The following is a 19,892-nucleotide window of genomic DNA, read 5'->3' as shown; positions in this document are numbered from 1 at the left end:
ATAATGAGCGAAAAAGCGCATCTTCTCATCATCGACGACGAAAAAAACTATCTGCTGGTGTTGCAAACCCTGCTTGAAGACGAGGGCTATGCCGTCACGGCCATCAGCGACCCTGAAACCGCACTGGCATTTCTGGACGAGAGCGAAGTGGACGTTGTTGTGACCGACATGAAAATGCCCAAGGTCACAGGGCGCGAAGTGCTTGAGCGGGTTAAAAAAAACTGGCCGTACATTCCGGTGCTTATCATGACGGCCTTCGGCTCCATTGAAAGCGCCGTCGAGGTCATGCGCTACGGCGCATTTGACTACATCACCAAACCTTTTTCCAATGACGAACTGCTGCTTTCCATCCACAACGCCGTGGAACTTTCGCGGGCGCACCGCCAGTACCGGTTGTTGCAGGAAGTTATGGAAGACCGCTACGGCGTCCACAAGATTGTGGGCCGCAGCAGGGCCATACGGGACGTTTTGCTCATGGTTGAGCGCGCTGCGCCCAGCCGTTCCACGGTGCTCATTACCGGTGAATCCGGTACGGGCAAGGAGCTGGTGGCCCGGGCAATCCACTATACCAGCCCCCGTAAAGACAAGCCTTTTGTGTCGGTGAACTGCATGGCCCTGAACCCCGGTGTGCTTGAGAGCGAGCTTTTCGGGCATGAAAAGGGATCGTTCACCGGTGCTGTCGCCATGCGCCGCGGGCGCTTTGAGCAGGCAGACAGCGGCACCCTGTTTCTGGATGAAATTGCGGAACTCACGCCTGACCTTCAGGTCAAGCTGCTGCGGGTGTTGCAGGAACGGCGTTTTGAACGTGTGGGCGGCGGTGAGGAAATTGAAGTGGATATCCGCGTGGTGGCAGCCACCAACAAGGATCTTGCCACGCTGGTGGAAAAAGGGACATTCCGCGATGATCTCTATTATCGCCTCAACGTTGTCCAGGTTCCCCTACCGCCTCTGCGCGAACGCAGGGAAGACATCCCCCTGCTTGTGGCGCACTTTGTGGAAAAGGTCTGCACAGACAATTCCATGCCGCCCAAAACCTTCAGCACTCAAGCGCTGAACTACCTCACGGGTTACGAGTGGCCGGGCAACATCCGCCAGCTTGAAAACGTGGTGGAAAGTTGCCTCGTGCTGGTGCCGGGCAATGTTATTGACGTGGATAACCTACCCGCCGAGATCCGCGATGAAGAATCGCAGTTCAAAAGCGCGGTGGACTTGCTGCCTGTACAGCTTGATCTGGCTGATACGCTTGAAAAGATTGAAGCCGCGCTTATCCGCCGTGCCTTGGTGCGGGCGGAGCTTGTACAGGTCAAGGCAGCAGAATATCTTGGAATTTCAAAAAGTCTGTTGCAATACAAGCTCAAAAAATATGGCATTACCGGCCATTAATCAGGCTTGAAGCAGGGCGGAGCAGCAAAGCTTTTCTGCGCCTGTCTTGCAGGAGCTCTGCCAAAATAGTGCGCAGACAAGCTGCCAGTGCTTCAGCCCCCTCCATAGATATATAAAATTAGGCGTCCTAGCTTCGGCTGAGGGCGCCTTTATTATTTTTCATTTCTTGCTGAGTAAAAAACTAGTTAAATAACGCAATGGTATGTTGGACGAATTTGGTAGAATATGCCAGACCAGTTGCAAATTTGCGTCGGAGGTCTTTACAGAAATGATAATTTTTTATAGGTTGAGCAACCAGTCAGTGGGCTGAAGGGTTTTGAAATGCAAGGGCCCACAGCAGGTAATTGCCCACAGGCATATTGCGTGGTATCACTTCTTAAAATGCTGTATTATCGACAGAACGAGTGACCAAACAGGGACTTATTTTTCCTGAATGTCTTTTCAGTCAAGGTTGAAATCTGACGCAGGCCAGTATTTGCGCGGCGCTGGATTTTGACCCCGTAGACAGCTGGCAAAAAAAGGGCCGCGCTGCATGCGCGACCCCTTGAATGGTGATGACCAGCCAGCGACCAGAAGTTTACCCCCGGCGCTTGGCGAGACGCTTTCTGAGGTTTTCCGCCACAACGTCAGGATTTATGTGGACACGGGCAATGCCGCTTTCCATGGCGGCCTTGGCTGTGGCAGCCGCCACCAGAGGAGCCACGTCCGGGTTCAGGGTCGAAGGAATGATCATGCTGGGGCTGAGCTCTTCAGGTTTGACGAGTTCGGCAAGGGCCTTGGCGGCGGCGATCTTCATGGCATCGTTGATGTCAGTGGCGCGCACGTCAATAGCGCCCCGGAAGATGCCGGGGAAGGCCAGCACATTGTTGATCTGGTTGGGGCAGTCGGAGCGGCCCGTTGCCACCACTTTTGCGCCGCCGTCAAAAGCGCGCTGCAGGGGCCAGATTTCGGGGATGGGGTTTGCCTGGGCAAAAACAATGGGATCCTTGGCCATGCTGCGGATCATGTCTTCGTTCAGGGAATTGGGCGCGGAAACGCCAATAAAGACATCTGCGCCCTTGATGGCCTCGGCCAGGCCGCCCTTGATTTTGTTGGGATTGGTGTGCTTGGCGATTTCATCCTTGTAGGGATTCATGCCTTCGGGGCGGCCCTGCCAGATAGCGCCCTTGGAATCGCACATGATGACGTTTTTGAGCCCCACAGCCATGAGCAGCTTGATGATGGCAATGCCCGCAGCGCCAGCGCCGCTGGTAACAACGGTCACTTCATCAAGTTTTTTGCCAACAATTTTCAGAGCGTTGATAAGACCAGCCAGCGTAACAACAGCTGTGCCGTGCTGGTCGTCATGGAAGATGGGGCCTTTGAAGATGCCGTTCTTTTTCAGGGTGTCTTCAATGACAAAGCATTCAGGGGCCTTGATGTCTTCAAGGTTCACGCCGCCAAAGGTCGGGGCCATCAGTTCAACCAGCTCCACGATCTTGCCGGTGTCCTTGGTGTCCACACAGATGGGGAAGGCATCCACATCGCCAAAGGTTTTGAACAGCAGGGATTTGCCTTCCATAACGGGCATGGCTGCGGCAGCGCCGATGCTTCCAAGGCCGAGCACGGCAGTGCCGTTGGAAACAACGCAGACAAAGTTGGAGTGGTTTGTATAAACATCAAGCATTGCGGGATCTTTATGAATTTCCATGCAAGGCTCGGCAACGCCGGGCGAGTAGGCCAGGGTGAGGTCGTCGTTATCGCGCACAGGGGCTTTGACCCGAACCTCAATTTTCCCCTGATATTCCTTGTGCATGGCCAGGGCTTCTTCCCGCAGGTTCTTGATACGTGACATCACTTGCTCCTTCATCTGTTTGTCTGCCGTGACAGTGTAAAAAATGCGCCGTCGGCGCGGGGCAGCCTCAGTTGAACATGCTCGCAAAAAAGTTTTGGGCCAGCAACAATGTGGCTTTGCGGGCAATCGCCGGAAGTAACCGGTCAGCCGCGGCATTTTGTGTCGGCCTTCTTGTATAAGTATACAGAAATTCATGGGGTAAGGAAATATCTTATGAAAATTTTATAAGGTTTATGGGATTACTGCTTTTTTAACGCATAAAAATTCTTGTTTTTTCATAAAGATGCGACGTACCGCAGACCTCAAGGAGAAACGAATTTCGCCATGAATACCGAAAATTCGAAAAATATGGATGCCGAGGCACAGGCCGGAAGAAAGCGCAACATCCAGCGGCCCAGAGTGCACACCGAAGTGCTGAGCTGTCTGCTGGATGACATTCAGAGCGGCGTTTATCAGGTAGGGCAAAAGCTGCCCTCCGAGCGTGAGTTGATGGACGAGTTCGGCGTGGGTCGGCCTGCTGTGCGCGAAGCTCTTTCCGGTCTGGCGCGCATGGGCCTTATTGAGGTTTCACCCGGCATGCGCGCCCGCGTGTGCCGCCTGACGCTCAAGCCCCTGCTGCGCGAGATGAGGGCTACACTGGAGATTTACTCCAGCTCGCCTGACGGCTGGCGTCAACTGCACGATCTGCGGCTCTTTTTTGAAACTGCTGTGGTGCGGCGCATGGCCCTTGAAATAACCGATGAGCAGCTGACCCGCCTGGACGAGCAGCTGCAAAATCAGCGCAGATTGCTGGACGCATCGGAAATACGTGCTTTTGCCGAAGCGGATATTGATTTTCACCGTTATCTTGTGGAATGCATGGGCAACAATTTTCTCGGGCTTTTGGCCGAGGGCTTTGCCGGTTGGCTGATCACGCCGCTGTACGCCTCCTTGCAGGTACGCAAGCAGAGCGAACGTTCATACCGCGCCCACGTTGGCGTGTACGAAGCGCTCAAAAAACGTGATCCGGATATGGCGGAAAAGGCCATGCGGACTCACCTGGACGAAATGCGCGGCATTTATCAGGTGGATGTGATGGTTGATGAGGACGAGCCATCGAAAGATCAGAATTAGCGCGGCTTTTGCCCGCATAATTGTAGCAGAACAGGAATTGCCGCTGTGTCCTCTGGGGGCGGCGGCAATTCCTTTTTCCGGGGCCGGTGGCTGGCGCAAGTTCGCAAAGACGCAAAAAACCGCAACGGGTTTACCGTTGCGGTTTTTTGTGGGCCGGACACCCGGCAACGTCTGTTGCCGCTGCTTCCTTTCGGACCTGACGGGGTTGGCAGTGCTGCCGCCGTCCGGCTTGGCAAGACACTTACCCGCAAAGAGGGTCGGCTGTCAATGGCTGAGCTGGCTTTTCGCCTGCGGAGCACTATCGCACAGCAAGGACGTGGCGTTGCTCATGATGGTTTCCATCTCCGCATCCTTGAGGCTGGCAAGGCGTTGCAGGCGTTGTCGTTCTTCCACAGGGTCGTACAGCGGCCAATCTGTGCCAAAGAGAATACGTTCTCGCGGGAAAGCCCCAAGAAGCTTTTTGGCAAGCAGCGGAGTCGCAAAGGGCGTTGTGCTTGAGGTGTCGAACCAAAGGTTTTCAAACCTGTTGCCAGCAAGTGCATCAAGCGCATGCGCCCACATGCGGTAGCCGCCAAAATGGGCCGCAATCACCCTCATGCCGGGGAACTGACGCAGAATGGCCGCCAGTTTGTAAGGGCAGGAGGGGTTTTGGGCAGGCGTTGTTCTGTCGCCTATGTGGATTTCAAACACAAAGTCTTTTTGCGCTGCTTCAAAAATGGGCAAAAGGCGAGGGTCGTCCAGCCAGAAGCTCTGAAAATCAGGGTGCAGCTTGATGCCGCGGATGCCAGCGGCCTTGATGCGCTTAAGCTCCACCTCCCAGTTTTCATAGCCCGGATGCACCGTACCAAAGGCGATGACCCTGTCCGCATGTTCCTTTTGCAAGGTGATGGCGTAGTTGTTTGCCGGAATAACCTGGGCAGGCGCTGTGGCTGCGCACAAAACCACGCACTTTTCCATCTCGGCCTTACGTTCACGTTCCAGCAGGTGGGCGATGGTGCCATCGCCCGCGCAGTTGACGCTATAAAAATCATTCAGGTGATCCACTGCCTTGTGCGCTATCTTGGGATGAAAGGCGTGGGTGTGTATGTCGATGTACATGATTGGCGCTTATTTTACCCCATTCACCACATTGACGGGGGTTCCTGCCTGCCAGCGCCGGATGTTCTCCGCCATGAGGTCAATGATGTTTTGCCGCGCACGTGTGGTAGCCCAGGCAATGTGCGGCGTAATCAGCGTATTGGGTGCTGAAAATAGTGCATTGTCGTCCTGAGGGGGTTCCTGCGCAAGCACGTCAGTGCCAAGGCCCCGCAGATGCCCGGATTTCAGGGCTTCGGCAGCGGCGGCTTCATCCACCAGCGGCCCACGCGAGGTGTTCAGCAGAATAGCACCCTTGCGCATGGACGAAAGCGTTTTGGCATTGATGATATTGCGTGTTTCCTTGGTCAGCGGGCAGTGCAGGGAAACCACGTCTGATGCGCAAAGCAGGTGCTCAAGCGTGGCAAAGGCAAAGGGGCCGTAGGACGGCGGATCCTTGGGGGTGCGGCAGTAGGCGAGCACGCTCATGCCAAAGGCGTGGGCCAGTTCACCCATGCGGCGGCCTATGGAGCCAAAGCCAATGAGGCCCATGGTCAGGCCTTCCAGGCACAGGGGCGGGATTTTCCAGTAGCACCAGCTTTTGGATTTGAGCCAGTCGCCGTTTTTGACGCTTTCGGAATGCAGGCTCGTATGGCGGCACAGCTCAAGCAAGAGCGCCATTGCATGCTGGGCCACATCGCTCACTCCGTAAGCAACCACGTTGCACACAGGGATATTGCGAGCTGCAAGCGCATCAACGTCTACAATATTATAGCCGGTGGCAAGAACGCCAACCATGCGGACATTGCTGTCCAGTTGCTCAAGATTTGCGCCAGTCAACGGGGTTTTGTTGACAAGCACCACGTCTGCCCCCTGGGTGCGCTCTGCAACCGCTTCGGTGGGAGTGGTTTCATAAATGGACACATCGCCAAGGGATGCGATCGGGCCCCAATCCACATCACCAGGATTGAGCACCGCACCGTCAAGAATGGCTATTTTCATGCAGGTAACCTCTGTTGCCTGCACTGTATCCTGTGATGCCGATGCCCGCAAGTTCCTGGCTCAAAGTCATATATCCGTAACAGTTGGGTGCATACTTGCTGCGCTGAGAGTTCGTTGCGGCGGTAAATTGCATTGGTAGTGAATGAAAGGGCGGCACTGCTTGTACGCAATACTCCTGTGCAGTGTGAAACAAGGGGGTGAAGGCTGCGCAGGCCGCTACCCCGTCAAATGCTGGTGCAGATATGCGCGCAACGTTATGTCTGGCAAAACCCCTTGTGCGGGCCGTACACAGGGCAAAAAAAAAGAGCCGCCCCAAAGGGGCGGCTCTTTCAGTACTGGTCTTAAAAAGACTAGTGGGCGATCACGCGGAAGTCGTCGCGGCGGTTCTTGGACCACGAAGCTTCGTTGTTACCCTGCACGGCGGGGTTTTCCTTGCCGTAGCTGATCATTTCCAGCTGGCTGGGATTCACGCCAAGCGTAACCATGTATTCGTAGGAAGCGCGGGCGCGGCGTTCGCCGAGGGCGAGGTTGTATTCCTGGGTGCCGCGTTCGTCGCAGTTGCCTTCGATGCGCACGCGGATAGAGGAGTACTTCTTCAGCAGATCGGCCTTGGTCTTCAGCATTTCTTTGTATTCGGGCTTGATGTCGAATTTGTCGAAAGCGAAGTAGACGCGGGCGTCAGTGATCTGCTGGATGGCCGCACGCATTTCGGGGGTCAGGCCATCGTCATAGCCGGGTTCGCTGGTGGTTTTCTTTGCGCAACCGAAACCGGCGGCAAGGGCCATAACCAGAGCGAGAATAAGAGCATAGCGTTTCATTGTGTGTCCTCCTGAACAGCTCATTCTCCAAAAAAATTGATACCTTTCCTTTCTGCACACGCGAGGCCGTTTCGTCCTCGCATAACAGATGGTATCTGGCCCGCAATTTTTGTCAAGGCGTGGAAGGGGGTTTCGACGCACTTTCGTAAAATATTTTTTACCCATCTCGCCCCGCGAGGGCCGGAAAATCGAGTAAAAATGCGGGTAAGAGGCCTATCTGTTAATTTCTAGCTATTTTTGCTGACCGGGCATGCCCCAGCGCGGGAAGTACACGGAACCACCGCCGGTGGGTACCTGCTTTGCATCACCGCCGTGGCGGGTGGTCAGGTAGATGCCGTGTCCGTTGCGCGTGGACGAGAACGCAATAAAGTAACTGTCGGCGCAGAAAGCGGGCTGTTCATCGCTGCCTGGGCCGAAAGTAACCTGACGTTCCGTGCCGGTAAGCATATCTTGCACAAAAATACGGTGACCATAGTCGGTCATGCGGCTGTATACCACCAGGGTTCCGTCAGGCGACAGATTGGCCTCAGTGTTGTACGTGCCGTTTTTGCTTACGCGCGTGACCGATCCGCTGCTCAGATCCTTGAGGAAAATCTGCGGGCCGCCAAGGCGCGAAGAGGTAAATGCCATCTTGGTGCCCGTGCTGTCAAATGTGGGCGAAACGTTGATGGAGTCGTTTTGCTCAAGCACGCGTTCTTTCTGGAAAACGTGGTTCAGCTGGAAGATAACAGGGAACTTGCCGTTGGAAAGCGCCACGGCAACCTTGTTGTCGGGCATAAAGGCAGGGCCGATAACCACGTTGCCAGGAAAGCGGATACGCTGCACTTTGCCGCTGGAGCGATCCCACACGCCGAGGGCATGGGATTTTTCGTCAATGTGGGTAAAGACCACAAAGCGGCCATCAGGCGACCATGCGGGCGACATGGATTCGCCGGGCATGTTTGTGATCTGCCGCAGGTCGCGCCCGGTGGGCTTGACCAACCACACATTGGCGCTCATCTTGCCCGTCTTTTTTACAAAGGCGAGCGTGGAGCGGAAGAAGGCGCCATTGCCCGTAAGGGCTTCAAGCAGGTCGGCGCAGAAGCGGTCGGCCACTTCGGGCAGGTCTTTGGAAGTAACCTTGGGGTACTCCTTGCCGAAAAGCCGCCCGCCAGTGTTAGTTTCAAAAGCGCGGATCTGCACGGGGCGGGTGCCGCTGTCGCCCTCGGGCCAGTAGGTCGTTACCACAATGTCCGACCCGGCAAGCTGGAAGCGCTTGAAATCGAGGGACGGGGGCTCATACCCGGTCAGAACAACGCCGCCAAGCACTGCTCTGGGATCGGTAAGACGCATAAAGGGCAAAAAGCTCAGGTTTTCCTGCACGATTTTTTGCAGGTCGGTGCCCATGCTGTTCGCTTCAGCAGAGGGGCCCTTGATTGGGGCCGCCAGGGCAAGGTTAACAATGTTTTGCCCCGGACCGTAAATGTCCACGCGCATGGCGGCCTGCGCCCCGCTTCCGAGAGCCAGCCAGAACCCCAGAGTCAGGAGAAGAAGCTGTTTTTTCATGGCGTTAGTATTCCTTGTTCAAGCAGCACGCCTCAGCGGCGCACCAGTGTAAGGGTGATGTCCAGCGTTCCCCCAAGTTCGGCGGGCGGAGGGGGCAAGCTGCCTGCTCGGCGTATGCCTCGCTGTACATATTTGTCAAGAAGCTTGTCGCCCGTGGGCGATATTACCTTGAAATCTGTGATTTCTCCCTGAGGGGAAATCGTAAGCCTCAGGCGTGTCTGGTATTCGCCCGGTTCTGTTTCGGCAGGGATCAGGATAGCGTCGCGAACCTGCCGGGTAGCGTCACGCCGATATTTTACACGATCAACGTCGGATGCGCCAGATGCCGTTGTGCCAGCTGCAGTTGCCCCGAGCGCGGGCACCGTGGCGCGACCCGAGGGCGTGGCGGCTGAATCGGTTTTTGCCGGGGTCTGTGCTTTAGCCTGAGTCTGAGCCTGAGCCTGTGCTGGCGCGGCAGCTGATGCGGCCTCCATGTCCGGGTCGCCGTAGGTGGGCAGATTGTCCACCTGTCGGGCTGGCTTTTCTTTTGCCGCAGGGGCGGCCTGTTCTCCTGCGGTGGGGCTGCTCCTGCCAATAAGCTGCGTGGCCGGTGCGTTGTCAGCCTGAGCCGTGGCAGGAGCCTTTGCGCCCTTCTTTTTGCTTTCAGCATTCGCCTTGGGGGCTGGCGCCGGGGCCACCGGCGCGGGCCTTACTTCCGGCGCGTCCTTGCCGCTGGCCTTGGCAATGGCCTCGGCTCTTTCACGGGCGCGGTCTTCTGCGGCTTCGGCTCTTGTGTCGCCAAGCGCGGCTTCGGCCTTGTTTCTGGCCTTGACCTCGGCCCGCATCGCTTCTTCCGTACTCAGGGTTTCCGGCTTGGGTTTGCCCTTGGGGGTGCCGTTCCAGAATGTCAGATGCACGTCCATGGGGGCGCCGTAAGGCGGTGTTCCAAAAGAACCAACCTGCCGCACTGCGCCGCATACCGAACTGTCAAAAGCTTCCAGACCCGAGGATTTGACTGGCTTGCAGTCTTCAACCTGCCCACGCCCGTTAACTGTGACCTTGAGGCGCACCCTGAAATCGCTTTTAAGCGCAGGGGGCGGGGCCCAGATTTCAATAATTTTGTCCAGCATGTTTCCGGCATAGGTGCTTTGATCCGCACTGGCGGCAGAAGCGGCAAAAGCCCCGACCGCCGTGACGTAAAAAAACGTCACGGCGATGAGGCTTGAGCATATGCAAAGACTGCTGAGGTTCGTGCGCGGTTGGGAAGGCATATATCCTCCTGAATGCGCGCGTTACCAATTGCGCGTTTAGGTGGCCGCCTTAGCGGCCCATGAGTTCGTCAAGCGTAAACACCAGATCAAGGTCACCGTAGTCCGCTGAAGGCGGGGGCGGGAACTGGCCGCTATTGGCAGTGCGCACAATGGCGCTCGCTGCGGATGCGTCAAACTGCGCATTGCCCGAACTGTGTGTTACCACGGGATTCTGCAACAGCTTTCCCTGGGCGTCTACCTTGACGTTGATGATGCAGCGCAGGTTCAGGCGGCTGGCCGAGGTAAAGCCCCAGTTGGGCCGTACTGCCAGCATGACCTGCCCCATGTACACATCGCCAAGGCCACCGCCGCCGGGGCCGGCGCCTTCGCCGCCACCGCCGCCCCTGTTGCCGCCTGCGCGGCGCTGGGCTTGGGCGAGAGCCTGCTCAACGGCACTGCCCCTGTCGCCGGAATCTGCCCTGGAGGATGCTTTGCGCGCCTGTTGCAAGGCCGCTGCCACAGGGTCAACGTTGGATTTGGCGTCCTTGGATTCCTTGGCGTCCTTCTTGGCGTCCGCCTTGGGAGGCTCCGGCTTCTTCTGATCCTTGGGAGCTTCCTTCTGCGGTTCTTCCTTGGGCTTGGGCTTGTCTTCTTTTTTCTGCGCGATGGGTTTAGCTTCTTCCTTGGGTTCCGGCTTAGGCTGCGGTTTCGGCTCGGGCTTGGGCTCGGGCTTTTTTACAGCCGCTGCATCCTGCTTGGGCTGCGGCGGAACAGGTTTGGGCTCTTTGACTTCAACGCGCTCGGGCGCGGCTACTTCCGCCTTGGGGGCGGGCGGCGTAGGCGCAAGGGGGCCATCGCCGGGTTGCCCCATATGCCCGAGAATGGGCGAGGGGGTACGGTTGCCGCCTGTGGCGCCCTCAACCAGGCTGATCATGACCGGAGGCGTGTCCAGCTTGATGGGCGGGCTGCTGGGCCAGAACCATATCAGCAAAAATATGGTTGCGTGCAGGCAGAATGAAAGAACGTATGAGGCCAGGCGCATAGAGCAATCCTATTTTCGGGCGCGTGCGGGCTTGCCGCCCTTGGGCGAGGCATCATCGGGCTGTTCGGCGATAACGCCGAGCTTTTCGATGCCCACGGCCTTGATGTGACCCATGACTTCCACAACAGTGCCGTAAGGCACTGCCTTGTCGGCCTGCAGAAAGAGCGTCTTGTTCTTTTCCTTGACCAGACGCTGCAAATACCCCTCAAGGTCTTCCATGGTGTCCACAGGGTACTCGTCAAGGTACATCTTGCCGTCATTGCGCACGGTCAACACCATGTGGTCGGCCTCGGTAGAAAGCACTTCCACCTGCTTGGTCTGGGGCAGATCCACGTCCAGCCCCTGACTCATCATGGGGGTCGCCACCATGAAGATGATCAGCAGCACCAACATGACGTCCACAAAGGGCGTGACGTTGATGTCCGAAACAAACTTGTTGCCGCCGCCAACACTAGCGCCCATGCTACATCTCCGTTGCGCCCGTGCGCTGCACGGGGCGGTGGGCGTTGATTTCGCGCTGGACGCGGTTGAGGAACACGCCGGCAAAATTCACCAGCAGCGTGTCAACCTGCGAAAGCTTGCCCATGAAGATATTGAAGCCGATGGTGGCCGGAACGGCCACAGCCAGGCCGATGGCCGTAGCAACCAGAGCTTCCGAAATACCGGGGGCAACGGTGGCCAGAGAGGCCGACTTGAGCATGCCGATGGAGTGGAAGGAGCTCATGATGCCCCAGACCGTGCCAAACAGGCCGATAAAGGGGGCCGTGTTGGCGCAGGTGGCCAGAACAGACAGCGAGCTTTGCAGCCGGGCCAATTCCGTGCCCACACCCTGACGCAGTGCGCGGCGAACGTTGTCGACCACCACTTCACTGCTGTTGCCAAGTTCTTTGGAACGGTTAAATTCAAGAACGCCTTGATGGGCGATGTAGTACAGCGGGGAAGTTGGGTCGGAGCCCAAGGACTGCACGGCTTCGCGCAGATTGGCCGCCTTCTCGAACTTTTCCGTGCCGCTGAGAGCTTTTTTGTTAGCTGCGCTCAAGCCGATGAATTTCTGGATCATCAGCCCCCAGCTCGCAATGGACATCATGACCAGAAACGCCAGCACCGCCTTGGCCACCAGGCTTGCCTGGGCGATCATCGAAAAAAAACTGAATTCCATGAGGTTCTCCATATCTGCGCAACAACTGTGGTCTGTTTCAGTGCGCCGCAAAAAATGCCAGCACGGCAGACGCAAAGATGCGCCAACCGTCACGGCGGAGCTGCGGAATCCCGCAAGGACTCTGCTGCGCAGCATGCTACGACTAGGGTAAACTTTCAAGAAATTTTTTAGAATCCCCTTCCGGCTCCTTAAGGGCAGGGGATTTCAGGCTTCACTGCAAGCTTGGTTGGCGGCGTTTGAAAAAGTTGCGGCAATTTATGTAAAATTCAATTTTACACGTAAGTCTGTTTGTTGTTGAAATTGGCCTCGTTTGATGTATGTTAAGGCGCAAGAGTTACGCTTTATAGTTCTTTATTTGATAAACAGTACATGTGAGAATAGTTATTATTCGGTGTGTACTGAATAAAAATATCTTTGAAAGAATGCCGATTTAGCCGTTTTGCGTAAAATTATCTTTTTCCATGAAGTGTTGCCAATGCCGTCTTCTGCGGTGTATGTAATCTGGGTCGAAGTAATTTTTAAAAGGTAGCGGAGCCATTCCGTCTGTAAATAAATATATGAAGCGCATTCCTGAATTGGGCCTCGTGTTTCTTGTTGTTGGTGCGCTTGCCGGGCCTGTGGGCGGCAACGCTGCGTTTGCTGATTCTTCTGTTGCTGCGCGCCCCTCGGGCAGCGCCGCCGTGCCCGTTTTTAGCGGAAGAACCTTGTCTTCGGGCAAGGACAATGCTTTGCCTTCCGGGGCAGTTTCCATGCCCGATGCTGTGGATCGCGCTTTGCGGCATAATCCGAGTCTGGGTTCGCAAGAGGCGCAGGGGCAGTCTTCTGAAGAGGCGCGCAAATCTGCGCGCGGGGCTTTTGGGCCCAAGCTTGGCACAACGTATTCCGCCTCCAAGCAGGAAAGAAAAACATCGCCCGCCTTACCCAGCAGTAGCAGACCAGCGGAAAAAGGCACCTATACCTGGGCCGTAGAAATTTCTCAGCCCGTGTTTCAAGGGTTTCAGCTCCTGGCCAATTATCAGAAGGCAGCCCTTCAGGCTGACAGCGATAAAGCCTCTGTACGTAATGCCGAACTGTCCATGACAGAAAGTGTTCAGACCCAGTTTCTGAATTATCTTCGGTACGAAGAAAGCGTGCGCAGCCAGCGTGATGCTCTGGCCCGTTTGCAGGATCAGCTGCGCATTACCACTGCCTTTTTTAGTGTGGGCCTTCGCCCCCGGCTGGATGTGCTCCAGGCAGAAGTGGACGTGCGCCAGGCCGAGAATACCTTGATTCAGGTCGAAAACAGCCGCGACACCAGCCTTGCCAAGCTGAATACCTTGCTGGGGCTGCCCGCCACGGCCAAGATCAAGTTTACCGGCAAGCTTGCCCATGTGCCCTTTACCCGTTCGCTGGAGCAGTGCCTTGAAGCGGCCTACCGCCAGCGGCCCGATCTTTACATGGCGGCGCGCTCGGTGGAAATCGCGGGCAAATCGCAGCAGGCCGTGCAGAGCGGCTATTATCCGCAGGTGGAAGCCTATTACAATGTTTCGCAGAGCGGCAATTCGCTTGATCTGCAGGAAAATGGCGACCGGGGTTCACGCAGCTCCGTATGGGAAGTGGGCGCCCGGGCCACCTGGGACGTTTTTCAGTGGGGAACCACGTATTATGCCGACAAAGAGGCAGGCTGGCTGGTCACAAAGATGCGCTATGCCGAAGAAGACCTGAAACTCAGCGTTGGCTACGACATCAAGTCGAAACTGCTTGCCGTGCAGGAAGCCACCAAACGGATAACCGTGGCGGAAAAGGGCGTGGAGCAGTCTACTGAGGCATACAATGTGGCATTGGCCCGTTATCAGGAGCAGGTGGGCACCAACTTTGACGTGCTGGACGCTTCGTCCAAGCTCACCACCGCTCAGGCGACGTTAACAGGAGCAAAAGCCGATTATTTGACCGCTCTGGCGCAATTATATGTGGCCATGGGCGAATTTCACCCTGATCTTATGCGGCGTTGAGCGACGGCACGACCTTAGCCGCGCCGCCCAAAAGCGATTGCGAATGAATGAACCTTATTTGAACATTACCCCCCTCGGGGGGCTGGGAGAGATCGGCCTCAACTGCCAGCTGTGGGAAACCTCCGGCGGCGTTGTGATGGTTGATTGCGGCCTCATGTTTCCTGACGACGCCCACCTTGGCGTGGACGTTGTTATCCCGCACTTTGGCGCTGTCAGCGGCATCAAGGACAAGCTGCTCGGTATTGTGCTGACGCACGGGCATGAGGATCACATTGGCGCACTGCCCTGGATTGTGCCTGAAATCAAGGGAACCCGTATCTATGGCTCACGCTTTACCCTGGCGCTTGTGGAACACAAGCTCAGGGAGCGGGAAATTCTGGATTGGGTGGAGCTGTGCCCTGTCGATATCAACACCGTGTTGCCTCTGGGCGACCTGACCTTTCATTTTTTCCCCGTCTGTCACTCAATTCCCGAAGGCTTTGGTCTGGGCGTAGAAACGCCCGTAGGCCGAGTGGTGCACAGCGGCGATTTCAAGATTGACCCGCACCCCCTCGATGCCACAGGCACCGACCTGAATCTTTTCCGCAACTTTGCCGGGCCGGACGGCGCACGGCTGTTGCTTTCGGATTCCACCAACATCGTGCGCGAGGGGCGTTCCCTCACGGAGCGCGAGGTCAAGGATTCGCTGGACAAGATATTCGCCAAGGCCGAAGGGCGCATCGTCATCACGCTCTTTTCCAGCCATATTCAGCGTATTCAGGAAGTTTTTGACCTTGCGCGCGAGCATGGGCGCACGGTGGTCATCAGCGGCAAGTCGCTGGCGAACAATATCGAAATGGCCCGTGATCTTGGCATTGCCAAGCTGCCGCCTTCGTTTTTCAACGCGCACAACGGCGTACCCGACCTGCCGGATGACCAGATCGTGCTTGTTGTGACAGGCGCGCAGGGTGAACCGCTCTCCGCCTTGTCGCGCATGGTGCTTGGCGGCCACAGACAGCTGGAGATCCGCAAGGGCGACACCGTGGTCATGAGTTCGCGTATGATCCCCGGCAATGCCAAGGCCATCTCCCGGTTGATCAACGAAATGTACCGCATCGGCGCGGAAGTGCTGTACGAAAGCGTACACGCCATCCATGCCTCGGGCCACGGCCAGCGCGAAGAACTGCGCGACATGTTTGAGGCCGTGCGGCCCACGCTGTTTGTGCCCGTGCACGGCGAATACCAGCATCTGGTCAAGCATGGTCGCCTTGCTGTTGAATGCGGCGTGAAGCAGGACAACGTCATTCTGCTGGAAGACGGCCTGCCCCTTACCCTGCTCAAAGATTCCTTCCGTCTGGAACCGCGCGTTCCGGTCGAGTGTACGCTCGTGGACGGCAAGGGCGTGGGCGATGTGGGCTACGCCGTGCTCAAGGAGCGCCGTATCCTTGGCGATGAAGGTATGGTTATTGTGGTGCTGGTGGTGGATTCCGAAACCGGCAGCATACTGCACGGGCCGGAAATGATCTCCAAAGGCTTTGTATTCGAGCAGCACTACAGCCACTTGCTGGAAGACGCCAAGTGCCTGGTGCTGGACGAGATTGAAGCGGCCCGCCCCGGTCAGCTTGGACGCTTGCAGGAAGGCATTCGTTCTTCCCTGCGGCGTTTCTTCCGCCGTGTGCTGGAGCGTGACCCTGTGGTCGTGCCCATCATCAGCGAAGTCTAGGGCAAAGTTACAGATAAATCTTCATATTGTTGCGGGGGCTGAGGGATAATCCTCCTCCTCGAATAGCTTCAATACAGCTCAAAAGCCGTTGCCGACTGCCAGTCGGCAACGGCTTTGCTTTTGAGGAAAGGGTAGGCAGGTGGAGCAGGGCGCGTGTCCGGTACTGCGTCACGAGAATGCGCAAGGATCATGCACGTTACAGTTTGGCATTGCACATAAAAAGCGGCGCGTTTGCCAGGAAAACGCGCCGCTTTACTATCGGTTGCGGCAAGGGCACAGGTTTGTACCGCTATGGGGATTGCGGTCTACATGCCCAGATAGGCAGTGCGCACTTCTTCACTGGTGAGAAGATTGGCGGCAGTGTCGTGCATAACTATGCGACCATTTTCCATCACATAGCCGTGGTTGGCGATGCGCAGGGCCTGGTTGGCGTTCTGCTCCACCAGAAAGACCGTGGTGCCGTTGGAATTGACCTTCTGGATAATGGAAAAGATCTGCTGAATGATGATGGGGGCGAGGCCCAGTGAAGGCTCGTCCAGCAACAGCAGCTTGGGGCGGCCCATGAGGGCGCGGCTAATGGCCAGCATCTGCTGTTCACCGCCGGAAAGCGTCCCCCCCGCCTGCTTGCGGCGCTCGGACAAAATGGGAAAGAGGCTGAACACGTAGTCCAGATCGTCCTTCACGCCTGCCGGATCACGCCGCAAAAATGCGCCGAGGTCGAGATTATCACTGACGCTCAGATCGGGGAAAATCAGGCGGCCTTCCGGTACCTGCGAAATGCCCAGGGCCACGATTTCGTGCGGGGGCAACTGGTGTATGGGCTTGCCATACCAGAGTATCTCGCCTTTCCTGGGGCGGTTGATGCCGCAGATTGTCATAAGCGTGGTGGACTTGCCCGCGCCGTTGGCCCCGATCAGGGTGACAATTTCGCCTTCCTCAATATTCAGCGAAATATCGCGCAGGGCCTGAATGTTGCCGTAATAGGTGTCTACGTTACGCAGCTCAAGCATCGCTTTCTCCCAGATAGGCCTTGATGACGCGGGGGTTGGTGCGGATTTCAGCGGGGGTGCCTGTGGCGATGCAGGAGCCGTATTCCATGACGTAGATGCGGTCGGAGAGCGACATGACCATGCCCATATCGTGCTCGATAAGCAGGATGGAGAGCTGCTGGTTGTCGCGGATGGAGCAGACCAGCTCCTTGAGCTCGTTGGTTTCCTGGGGGTTCATGCCCGCTGCGGGTTCGTCCAGCAGCAGCATGCGCGGCTCGGTCGCCATGGCGCGGGCGATTTCAAGCCGCCGCTGCGCGCCGTAGGGCAGGTTGTTGGCCGTTTCGTTCCAGAAATCCTGAAGTTTCACCAATTCCAAAAGTTCATAACTGCGGTCGATGCAGTCCTGCTCTTCACGGCGGGTGCGGCCATCGCGCACGATCGCGCCAAAAATGCCCGCCTTGGTGCGGCAGTGGCGGCCAATCATCACGTTTTCAAGCACGGTCATTTCGCTGAAAAGACGAATGTTCTGGAACGTGCGGGCCATGCCCATAGCCGTGATGAGGTGGGGCTTTTTGCCGTTGAGCATCTGCTTTTCGCCCGTGGCGTCGTGCAGATACATCTGCCCTTCAGTGGGGGTGTAGATGCCGGTCACGCAGTTGAAAAACGTGGTCTTGCCTGCGCCATTGGGGCCGATAAGGGCAACGATCTCGCCGCTGTTCACGGTGAGCGAAAGTTCGTTAAGTGCGCGGAGACCGCCAAAATCCTGAGAAAGATCCTTTACTTCCAGCACCGGTTTCATCAGCGGCCTCCTTCAGCACCGTGCAGGTTGCTGATGCGGTAGCGGCGTCGTTCGCCGCTGATGAGGCCCTGTGGCCGGAAGAGCATCATAATCACCATGATCGCTCCGAAAAGCAGCATGCGGTAGTCAGAGAAAGCCCGCAGATATTCCGGGGCAAGAATGAGAATCAGCGCTGCAATGACCACGCCCGCAATGGAGCCCATGCCGCCCAGCACCACCATGGAAAGAATCATGGCTGATTCCATGAAGGTAAAGCTGGAGGGATTGATATAGGTGGTCTTGGCGGCAAAGATTACCCCGGCAAAGCCAGCCCAGCAGGAGCCGAGCGCAAAGGCCGAGAGTTTCACCCGCGTGATGTCCACGCCCATGGCCTCGCAGGCGATTTCGTCTTCCCGCAGGGCTTGCAGGGCCAGCCCCACGCGCGAATTCTTGAGCCGGGTGATAACCACAATGGTAACTACAACAGCGGCCAGCACCAGATAGTAGATGTAGGTGGTGGACTGGGTGATGTCCATGCTCATGCCAAAAAATCCGGGGCGCGGAATGTCGCTGACGCCGCGCGGGCCGCCGGTGACGGTGTTCCAGTTTTGCAGGGTGAGGCGCACGATTTCGCCAAAGCCCAGGGTCACGATGGCGAGGTAGTCGCCACGCAGCCGCAGCACGGGAAAGCCCAGACCAAGACCGAAAAGCACGGTGAGGAAACCGCCGATGGGCAGGCAGGTCCAGAAGCCGAGGCCGAAATACTGGTTCAGCAGGCCGTACGTGTACGCGCCAATGGCGTAAAAGGCCACGTAGCCAAGCACAAGCTGGCCCGCCAGACCCACAACGATGTTCAGGCCCAGCGCCAGCATGACGTACAGCAGGGCGGAGATCATGATGTTGGTCTGATAGAAGGAGCTGACCAGAGGCATGCCGATGAGCACAACGGCGAGCACGGCAAGCCCGCCAAGGCGGAGGCCAGCGCTGTTTCTGAATGATTCAATAATCTCTGCCAGGTTGAAGCACTTGGGCAGGGTGATGATCTTCATGCCCGATGCCTTGCGGCTGAAGCACCAGTCCCAGATAAGGGCAAGCACAAATATACCTGCACCCAGGGCGAATATGCGGTCAAAACGCCAAACAACTGTTTTTGCCGCTGTGTTCAGCTTGATGCCCAGCACCGGCAGGGTGAGGAGCATGAACCACAGGGCGGCGATGGCGGCTTTAAGTATGCGCTGCATGGCTACACCTTCTGCACTGTGGCTTTGCCCAAGATTCCATCGGGCCTGAAAATGAGAATGAGGATAAGAATGCCGAAGGCCAGCATGTCTTCGTAGTTGCCGGAAAAATAGCCCGTGGTGAAGCTTTCGGCCAGGCCAAGCACAAGCCCGCCCACCATTGCGCCGGGGATGGAGCCGATGCCGCCGAGCACTGCGGCGGTAAAGGCCTTAAGCCCAGCCAGAAAACCGATGCCAAAGTTGACCTGCCCCATGTGCGAGGCAATAAGCACGCCGCCAAGGGCCGCCAGGGCGGAGCCGATGATGAACGTGAGGGAGATGATGCGGTCGGCATTGATGCCAAGCAAAAGGGCCATCTTGCGGTTTTGGGCCGTGGCGCGCATGGCTTTGCCCATGCGGGTGTAGCGGATGAAAAGCGAAAGGGAGACCATGGCAAAGGTGCTGACCATCAGAATGAGAAAGTCGCTGGCGCCCATGACATAGTCAATGTGCTCAAGAAAATTCATTTCCGGCAGCAGGTTGGGAAAGGGCACAAAGTCGGATGTCTGCGCAAGCAGCACATAGTTTTGCAAAAAGATGGACATACCAATGGCAGAAATAAGCGGCGACAGGCGCGGCGCGCCCCGCAGGGGCTTGTAGGCGACCTTTTCCAGCGTATAGCCGTAGGCGGAACACCAGACTATGGCCGCAAGAGCCGCCACAATAAGAATGCCGCCAGCAGGGAAGCCGTAGACGCCAAGCGCGCCAGCTATCAGCAGGGCCGTGAATGAGCCCAGCATATACACTTCGCCATGGGCAAAATTGATGAGCCCGATAATGCCGTAAACCAGCGTATAACCGAGGGCGATCAGCGCATAAATGCTGCCTCGGGTTAAACCGCCGAAAAAGAGCTCTATAAAAAATTGGATGTCCATGCAAACTCGCGCGCGGTACGGGGGGTGTCCCTGTTCGTTCCGCCTGTCCCGTTAATGCCGTCAGCTTCCGGCGATGCGTGA

Annotated in this window: 17 protein-coding genes and 1 other RNA gene; 4 read left to right on the top strand and 14 right to left on the bottom strand. The window is 56.9% G+C overall.

Annotated elements, in window-relative coordinates; all coding sequences use genetic code 11:
• Positions 1–3: 3 nt before the first annotated feature.
• Positions 4–1,383 (top strand): sigma-54-dependent transcriptional regulator, encoded by a 1,380-nt coding sequence (locus ACUZ9P_RS00090; protein WP_449248163.1) that lies wholly within the window; start codon positions 4–6, stop codon positions 1,381–1,383.
• Positions 1,384–1,960: 577 nt separating this feature from the next.
• Here ACUZ9P_RS00090 and ACUZ9P_RS00085 read toward each other — a convergent pair.
• Entirely contained in the window at positions 1,961–3,217 is a 1,257-nt protein-coding gene (locus ACUZ9P_RS00085) for an NAD(P)-dependent malic enzyme (protein WP_449248162.1), read from the bottom strand.
• Positions 3,218–3,541: 324 nt separating this feature from the next.
• On the opposite strand from ACUZ9P_RS00085, the gene ACUZ9P_RS00080 reads away from it, so the two are divergent.
• Positions 3,542–4,330 (top strand): FCD domain-containing protein, encoded by a 789-nt coding sequence (locus ACUZ9P_RS00080; protein WP_298994046.1) that lies wholly within the window; start codon positions 3,542–3,544, stop codon positions 4,328–4,330.
• Positions 4,331–4,476: 146 nt separating this feature from the next.
• Here ACUZ9P_RS00080 and ffs read toward each other — a convergent pair.
• From ffs to tolQ, 9 genes are all read right to left on the bottom strand, one after another.
• Positions 4,477–4,562, bottom strand: an RNA gene (ffs, locus tag ACUZ9P_RS00075) — signal recognition particle sRNA small type.
• A gap of 32 nt (positions 4,563–4,594) precedes the next feature.
• Positions 4,595–5,428: an amidohydrolase family protein gene (locus ACUZ9P_RS00070; protein ID WP_449248161.1), complete on the bottom strand. Its 834-nt coding sequence runs from the start codon at positions 5,426–5,428 to the stop codon at positions 4,595–4,597.
• Between the two features lie 9 nt (positions 5,429–5,437).
• Positions 5,438–6,406 carry a D-2-hydroxyacid dehydrogenase gene (locus ACUZ9P_RS00065; RefSeq protein ID WP_449248160.1) on the bottom strand — a complete coding sequence of 323 codons (969 nt, stop codon included), beginning with the start codon at positions 6,404–6,406 and terminating at the stop codon, positions 5,438–5,440.
• 350 nt (positions 6,407–6,756) lie between these two features.
• Entirely contained in the window at positions 6,757–7,224 is a 468-nt protein-coding gene (gene pal / locus ACUZ9P_RS00060) for a peptidoglycan-associated lipoprotein Pal (RefSeq protein ID WP_022658277.1), read from the bottom strand.
• A gap of 231 nt (positions 7,225–7,455) precedes the next feature.
• Entirely contained in the window at positions 7,456–8,769 is a 1,314-nt protein-coding gene (locus ACUZ9P_RS00055) for a translocation protein TolB (protein ID WP_449248159.1), read from the bottom strand.
• A gap of 32 nt (positions 8,770–8,801) precedes the next feature.
• The gene (locus ACUZ9P_RS00050; protein WP_449248158.1) at positions 8,802–10,019 is read right to left on the bottom strand and encodes a TonB family protein; all 1,218 of its coding nucleotides are present in this window, start codon (positions 10,017–10,019) and stop codon (positions 8,802–8,804) included.
• A gap of 49 nt (positions 10,020–10,068) precedes the next feature.
• Positions 10,069–11,040 carry a cell envelope integrity protein TolA gene (gene tolA / locus ACUZ9P_RS00045; RefSeq protein ID WP_449248157.1) on the bottom strand — a complete coding sequence of 324 codons (972 nt, stop codon included), beginning with the start codon at positions 11,038–11,040 and terminating at the stop codon, positions 10,069–10,071.
• A 9-nt stretch (positions 11,041–11,049) separates the two neighbouring features.
• Positions 11,050–11,502, bottom strand: coding sequence for an ExbD/TolR family protein (locus ACUZ9P_RS00040; protein ID WP_022658281.1), 453 nt, complete (start codon positions 11,500–11,502; stop codon positions 11,050–11,052).
• Between the two features lies 1 nt (position 11,503).
• Positions 11,504–12,199, bottom strand: coding sequence for a protein TolQ (gene tolQ, locus ACUZ9P_RS00035; protein ID WP_449248156.1), 696 nt, complete (start codon positions 12,197–12,199; stop codon positions 11,504–11,506).
• A 557-nt stretch (positions 12,200–12,756) separates the two neighbouring features.
• On the opposite strand from tolQ, the gene ACUZ9P_RS00030 reads away from it, so the two are divergent.
• Together ACUZ9P_RS00030 and ACUZ9P_RS00025 are read left to right on the top strand one after the other, a co-directional pair.
• Positions 12,757–14,190, top strand: a complete 1,434-nt coding sequence (locus tag ACUZ9P_RS00030; protein WP_449248155.1) for a TolC family protein — start codon at positions 12,757–12,759, stop codon at positions 14,188–14,190.
• A 43-nt stretch (positions 14,191–14,233) separates the two neighbouring features.
• Positions 14,234–15,892, top strand: coding sequence for a ribonuclease J (locus ACUZ9P_RS00025; RefSeq protein WP_449248154.1), 1,659 nt, complete (start codon positions 14,234–14,236; stop codon positions 15,890–15,892).
• A gap of 305 nt (positions 15,893–16,197) precedes the next feature.
• Here the strand turns inward: ACUZ9P_RS00025 and ACUZ9P_RS00020 are convergent, their stop codons facing one another.
• From ACUZ9P_RS00020 to ACUZ9P_RS00005, 4 genes are read right to left on the bottom strand one after another with little or no spacing between them, the layout of a single operon-like run.
• A complete protein-coding gene (locus tag ACUZ9P_RS00020) occupies positions 16,198–16,902 on the bottom strand; it encodes an ABC transporter ATP-binding protein (protein ID WP_449248153.1) in 705 nt (234 codons plus the stop codon).
• The gene (locus ACUZ9P_RS00015) at positions 16,895–17,680 is read right to left on the bottom strand and encodes an ABC transporter ATP-binding protein (RefSeq protein WP_298994064.1); all 786 of its coding nucleotides are present in this window, start codon (positions 17,678–17,680) and stop codon (positions 16,895–16,897) included. Before ACUZ9P_RS00015 ends, ACUZ9P_RS00020 begins: the two co-directional genes overlap by 8 nt.
• A complete protein-coding gene (locus tag ACUZ9P_RS00010) occupies positions 17,680–18,900 on the bottom strand; it encodes an ABC transporter permease subunit (protein ID WP_298994066.1) in 1,221 nt (406 codons plus the stop codon). Before ACUZ9P_RS00010 ends, ACUZ9P_RS00015 begins: the two co-directional genes overlap by 1 nt.
• Positions 18,901–18,902: 2 nt before the next feature.
• Positions 18,903–19,811 (bottom strand): ABC transporter permease subunit, encoded by a 909-nt coding sequence (locus ACUZ9P_RS00005; RefSeq protein ID WP_240825111.1) that lies wholly within the window; start codon positions 19,809–19,811, stop codon positions 18,903–18,905.
• Positions 19,812–19,892: the final 81 nt, after the last annotated feature.

This window comes from Desulfovibrio intestinivivus (genome assembly GCF_053570665.1).
This window is presented reverse-complemented; position numbering and strand designations above follow the sequence as displayed.

Bases quoted from the DNA above. Each gene is read 5' to 3' on its own strand.
- ACUZ9P_RS00090 (WP_449248163.1), top strand. From the start codon at position 4: ATGAGCGAAAAAGCGCATCTTCTCATCATCGACGACGAAAAAAACTAT.
- ACUZ9P_RS00085 (WP_449248162.1), bottom strand. From the start codon at position 3,217: ATGTCACGTATCAAGAACCTGCGGGAAGAAGCCCTGGCCATGCACAAG.
- ACUZ9P_RS00080 (WP_298994046.1), top strand. From the start codon at position 3,542: ATGAATACCGAAAATTCGAAAAATATGGATGCCGAGGCACAGGCCGGA.
- ACUZ9P_RS00070 (WP_449248161.1), bottom strand. From the start codon at position 5,428: ATGTACATCGACATACACACCCACGCCTTTCATCCCAAGATAGCGCAC.
- ACUZ9P_RS00065 (WP_449248160.1), bottom strand. From the start codon at position 6,406: ATGAAAATAGCCATTCTTGACGGTGCGGTGCTCAATCCTGGTGATGTG.
- pal (WP_022658277.1), bottom strand. From the start codon at position 7,224: ATGAAACGCTATGCTCTTATTCTCGCTCTGGTTATGGCCCTTGCCGCC.
- ACUZ9P_RS00055 (WP_449248159.1), bottom strand. From the start codon at position 8,769: ATGAAAAAACAGCTTCTTCTCCTGACTCTGGGGTTCTGGCTGGCTCTC.
- ACUZ9P_RS00050 (WP_449248158.1), bottom strand. From the start codon at position 10,019: ATGCCTTCCCAACCGCGCACGAACCTCAGCAGTCTTTGCATATGCTCA.
- tolA (WP_449248157.1), bottom strand. From the start codon at position 11,040: ATGCGCCTGGCCTCATACGTTCTTTCATTCTGCCTGCACGCAACCATA.
- ACUZ9P_RS00040 (WP_022658281.1), bottom strand. From the start codon at position 11,502: ATGGGCGCTAGTGTTGGCGGCGGCAACAAGTTTGTTTCGGACATCAAC.
- tolQ (WP_449248156.1), bottom strand. From the start codon at position 12,199: ATGGAATTCAGTTTTTTTTCGATGATCGCCCAGGCAAGCCTGGTGGCC.
- ACUZ9P_RS00030 (WP_449248155.1), top strand. From the start codon at position 12,757: ATGAAGCGCATTCCTGAATTGGGCCTCGTGTTTCTTGTTGTTGGTGCG.
- ACUZ9P_RS00025 (WP_449248154.1), top strand. From the start codon at position 14,234: ATGAATGAACCTTATTTGAACATTACCCCCCTCGGGGGGCTGGGAGAG.
- ACUZ9P_RS00020 (WP_449248153.1), bottom strand. From the start codon at position 16,902: ATGCTTGAGCTGCGTAACGTAGACACCTATTACGGCAACATTCAGGCC.
- ACUZ9P_RS00015 (WP_298994064.1), bottom strand. From the start codon at position 17,680: ATGAAACCGGTGCTGGAAGTAAAGGATCTTTCTCAGGATTTTGGCGGT.
- ACUZ9P_RS00010 (WP_298994066.1), bottom strand. From the start codon at position 18,900: ATGCAGCGCATACTTAAAGCCGCCATCGCCGCCCTGTGGTTCATGCTC.
- ACUZ9P_RS00005 (WP_240825111.1), bottom strand. From the start codon at position 19,811: ATGGACATCCAATTTTTTATAGAGCTCTTTTTCGGCGGTTTAACCCGA.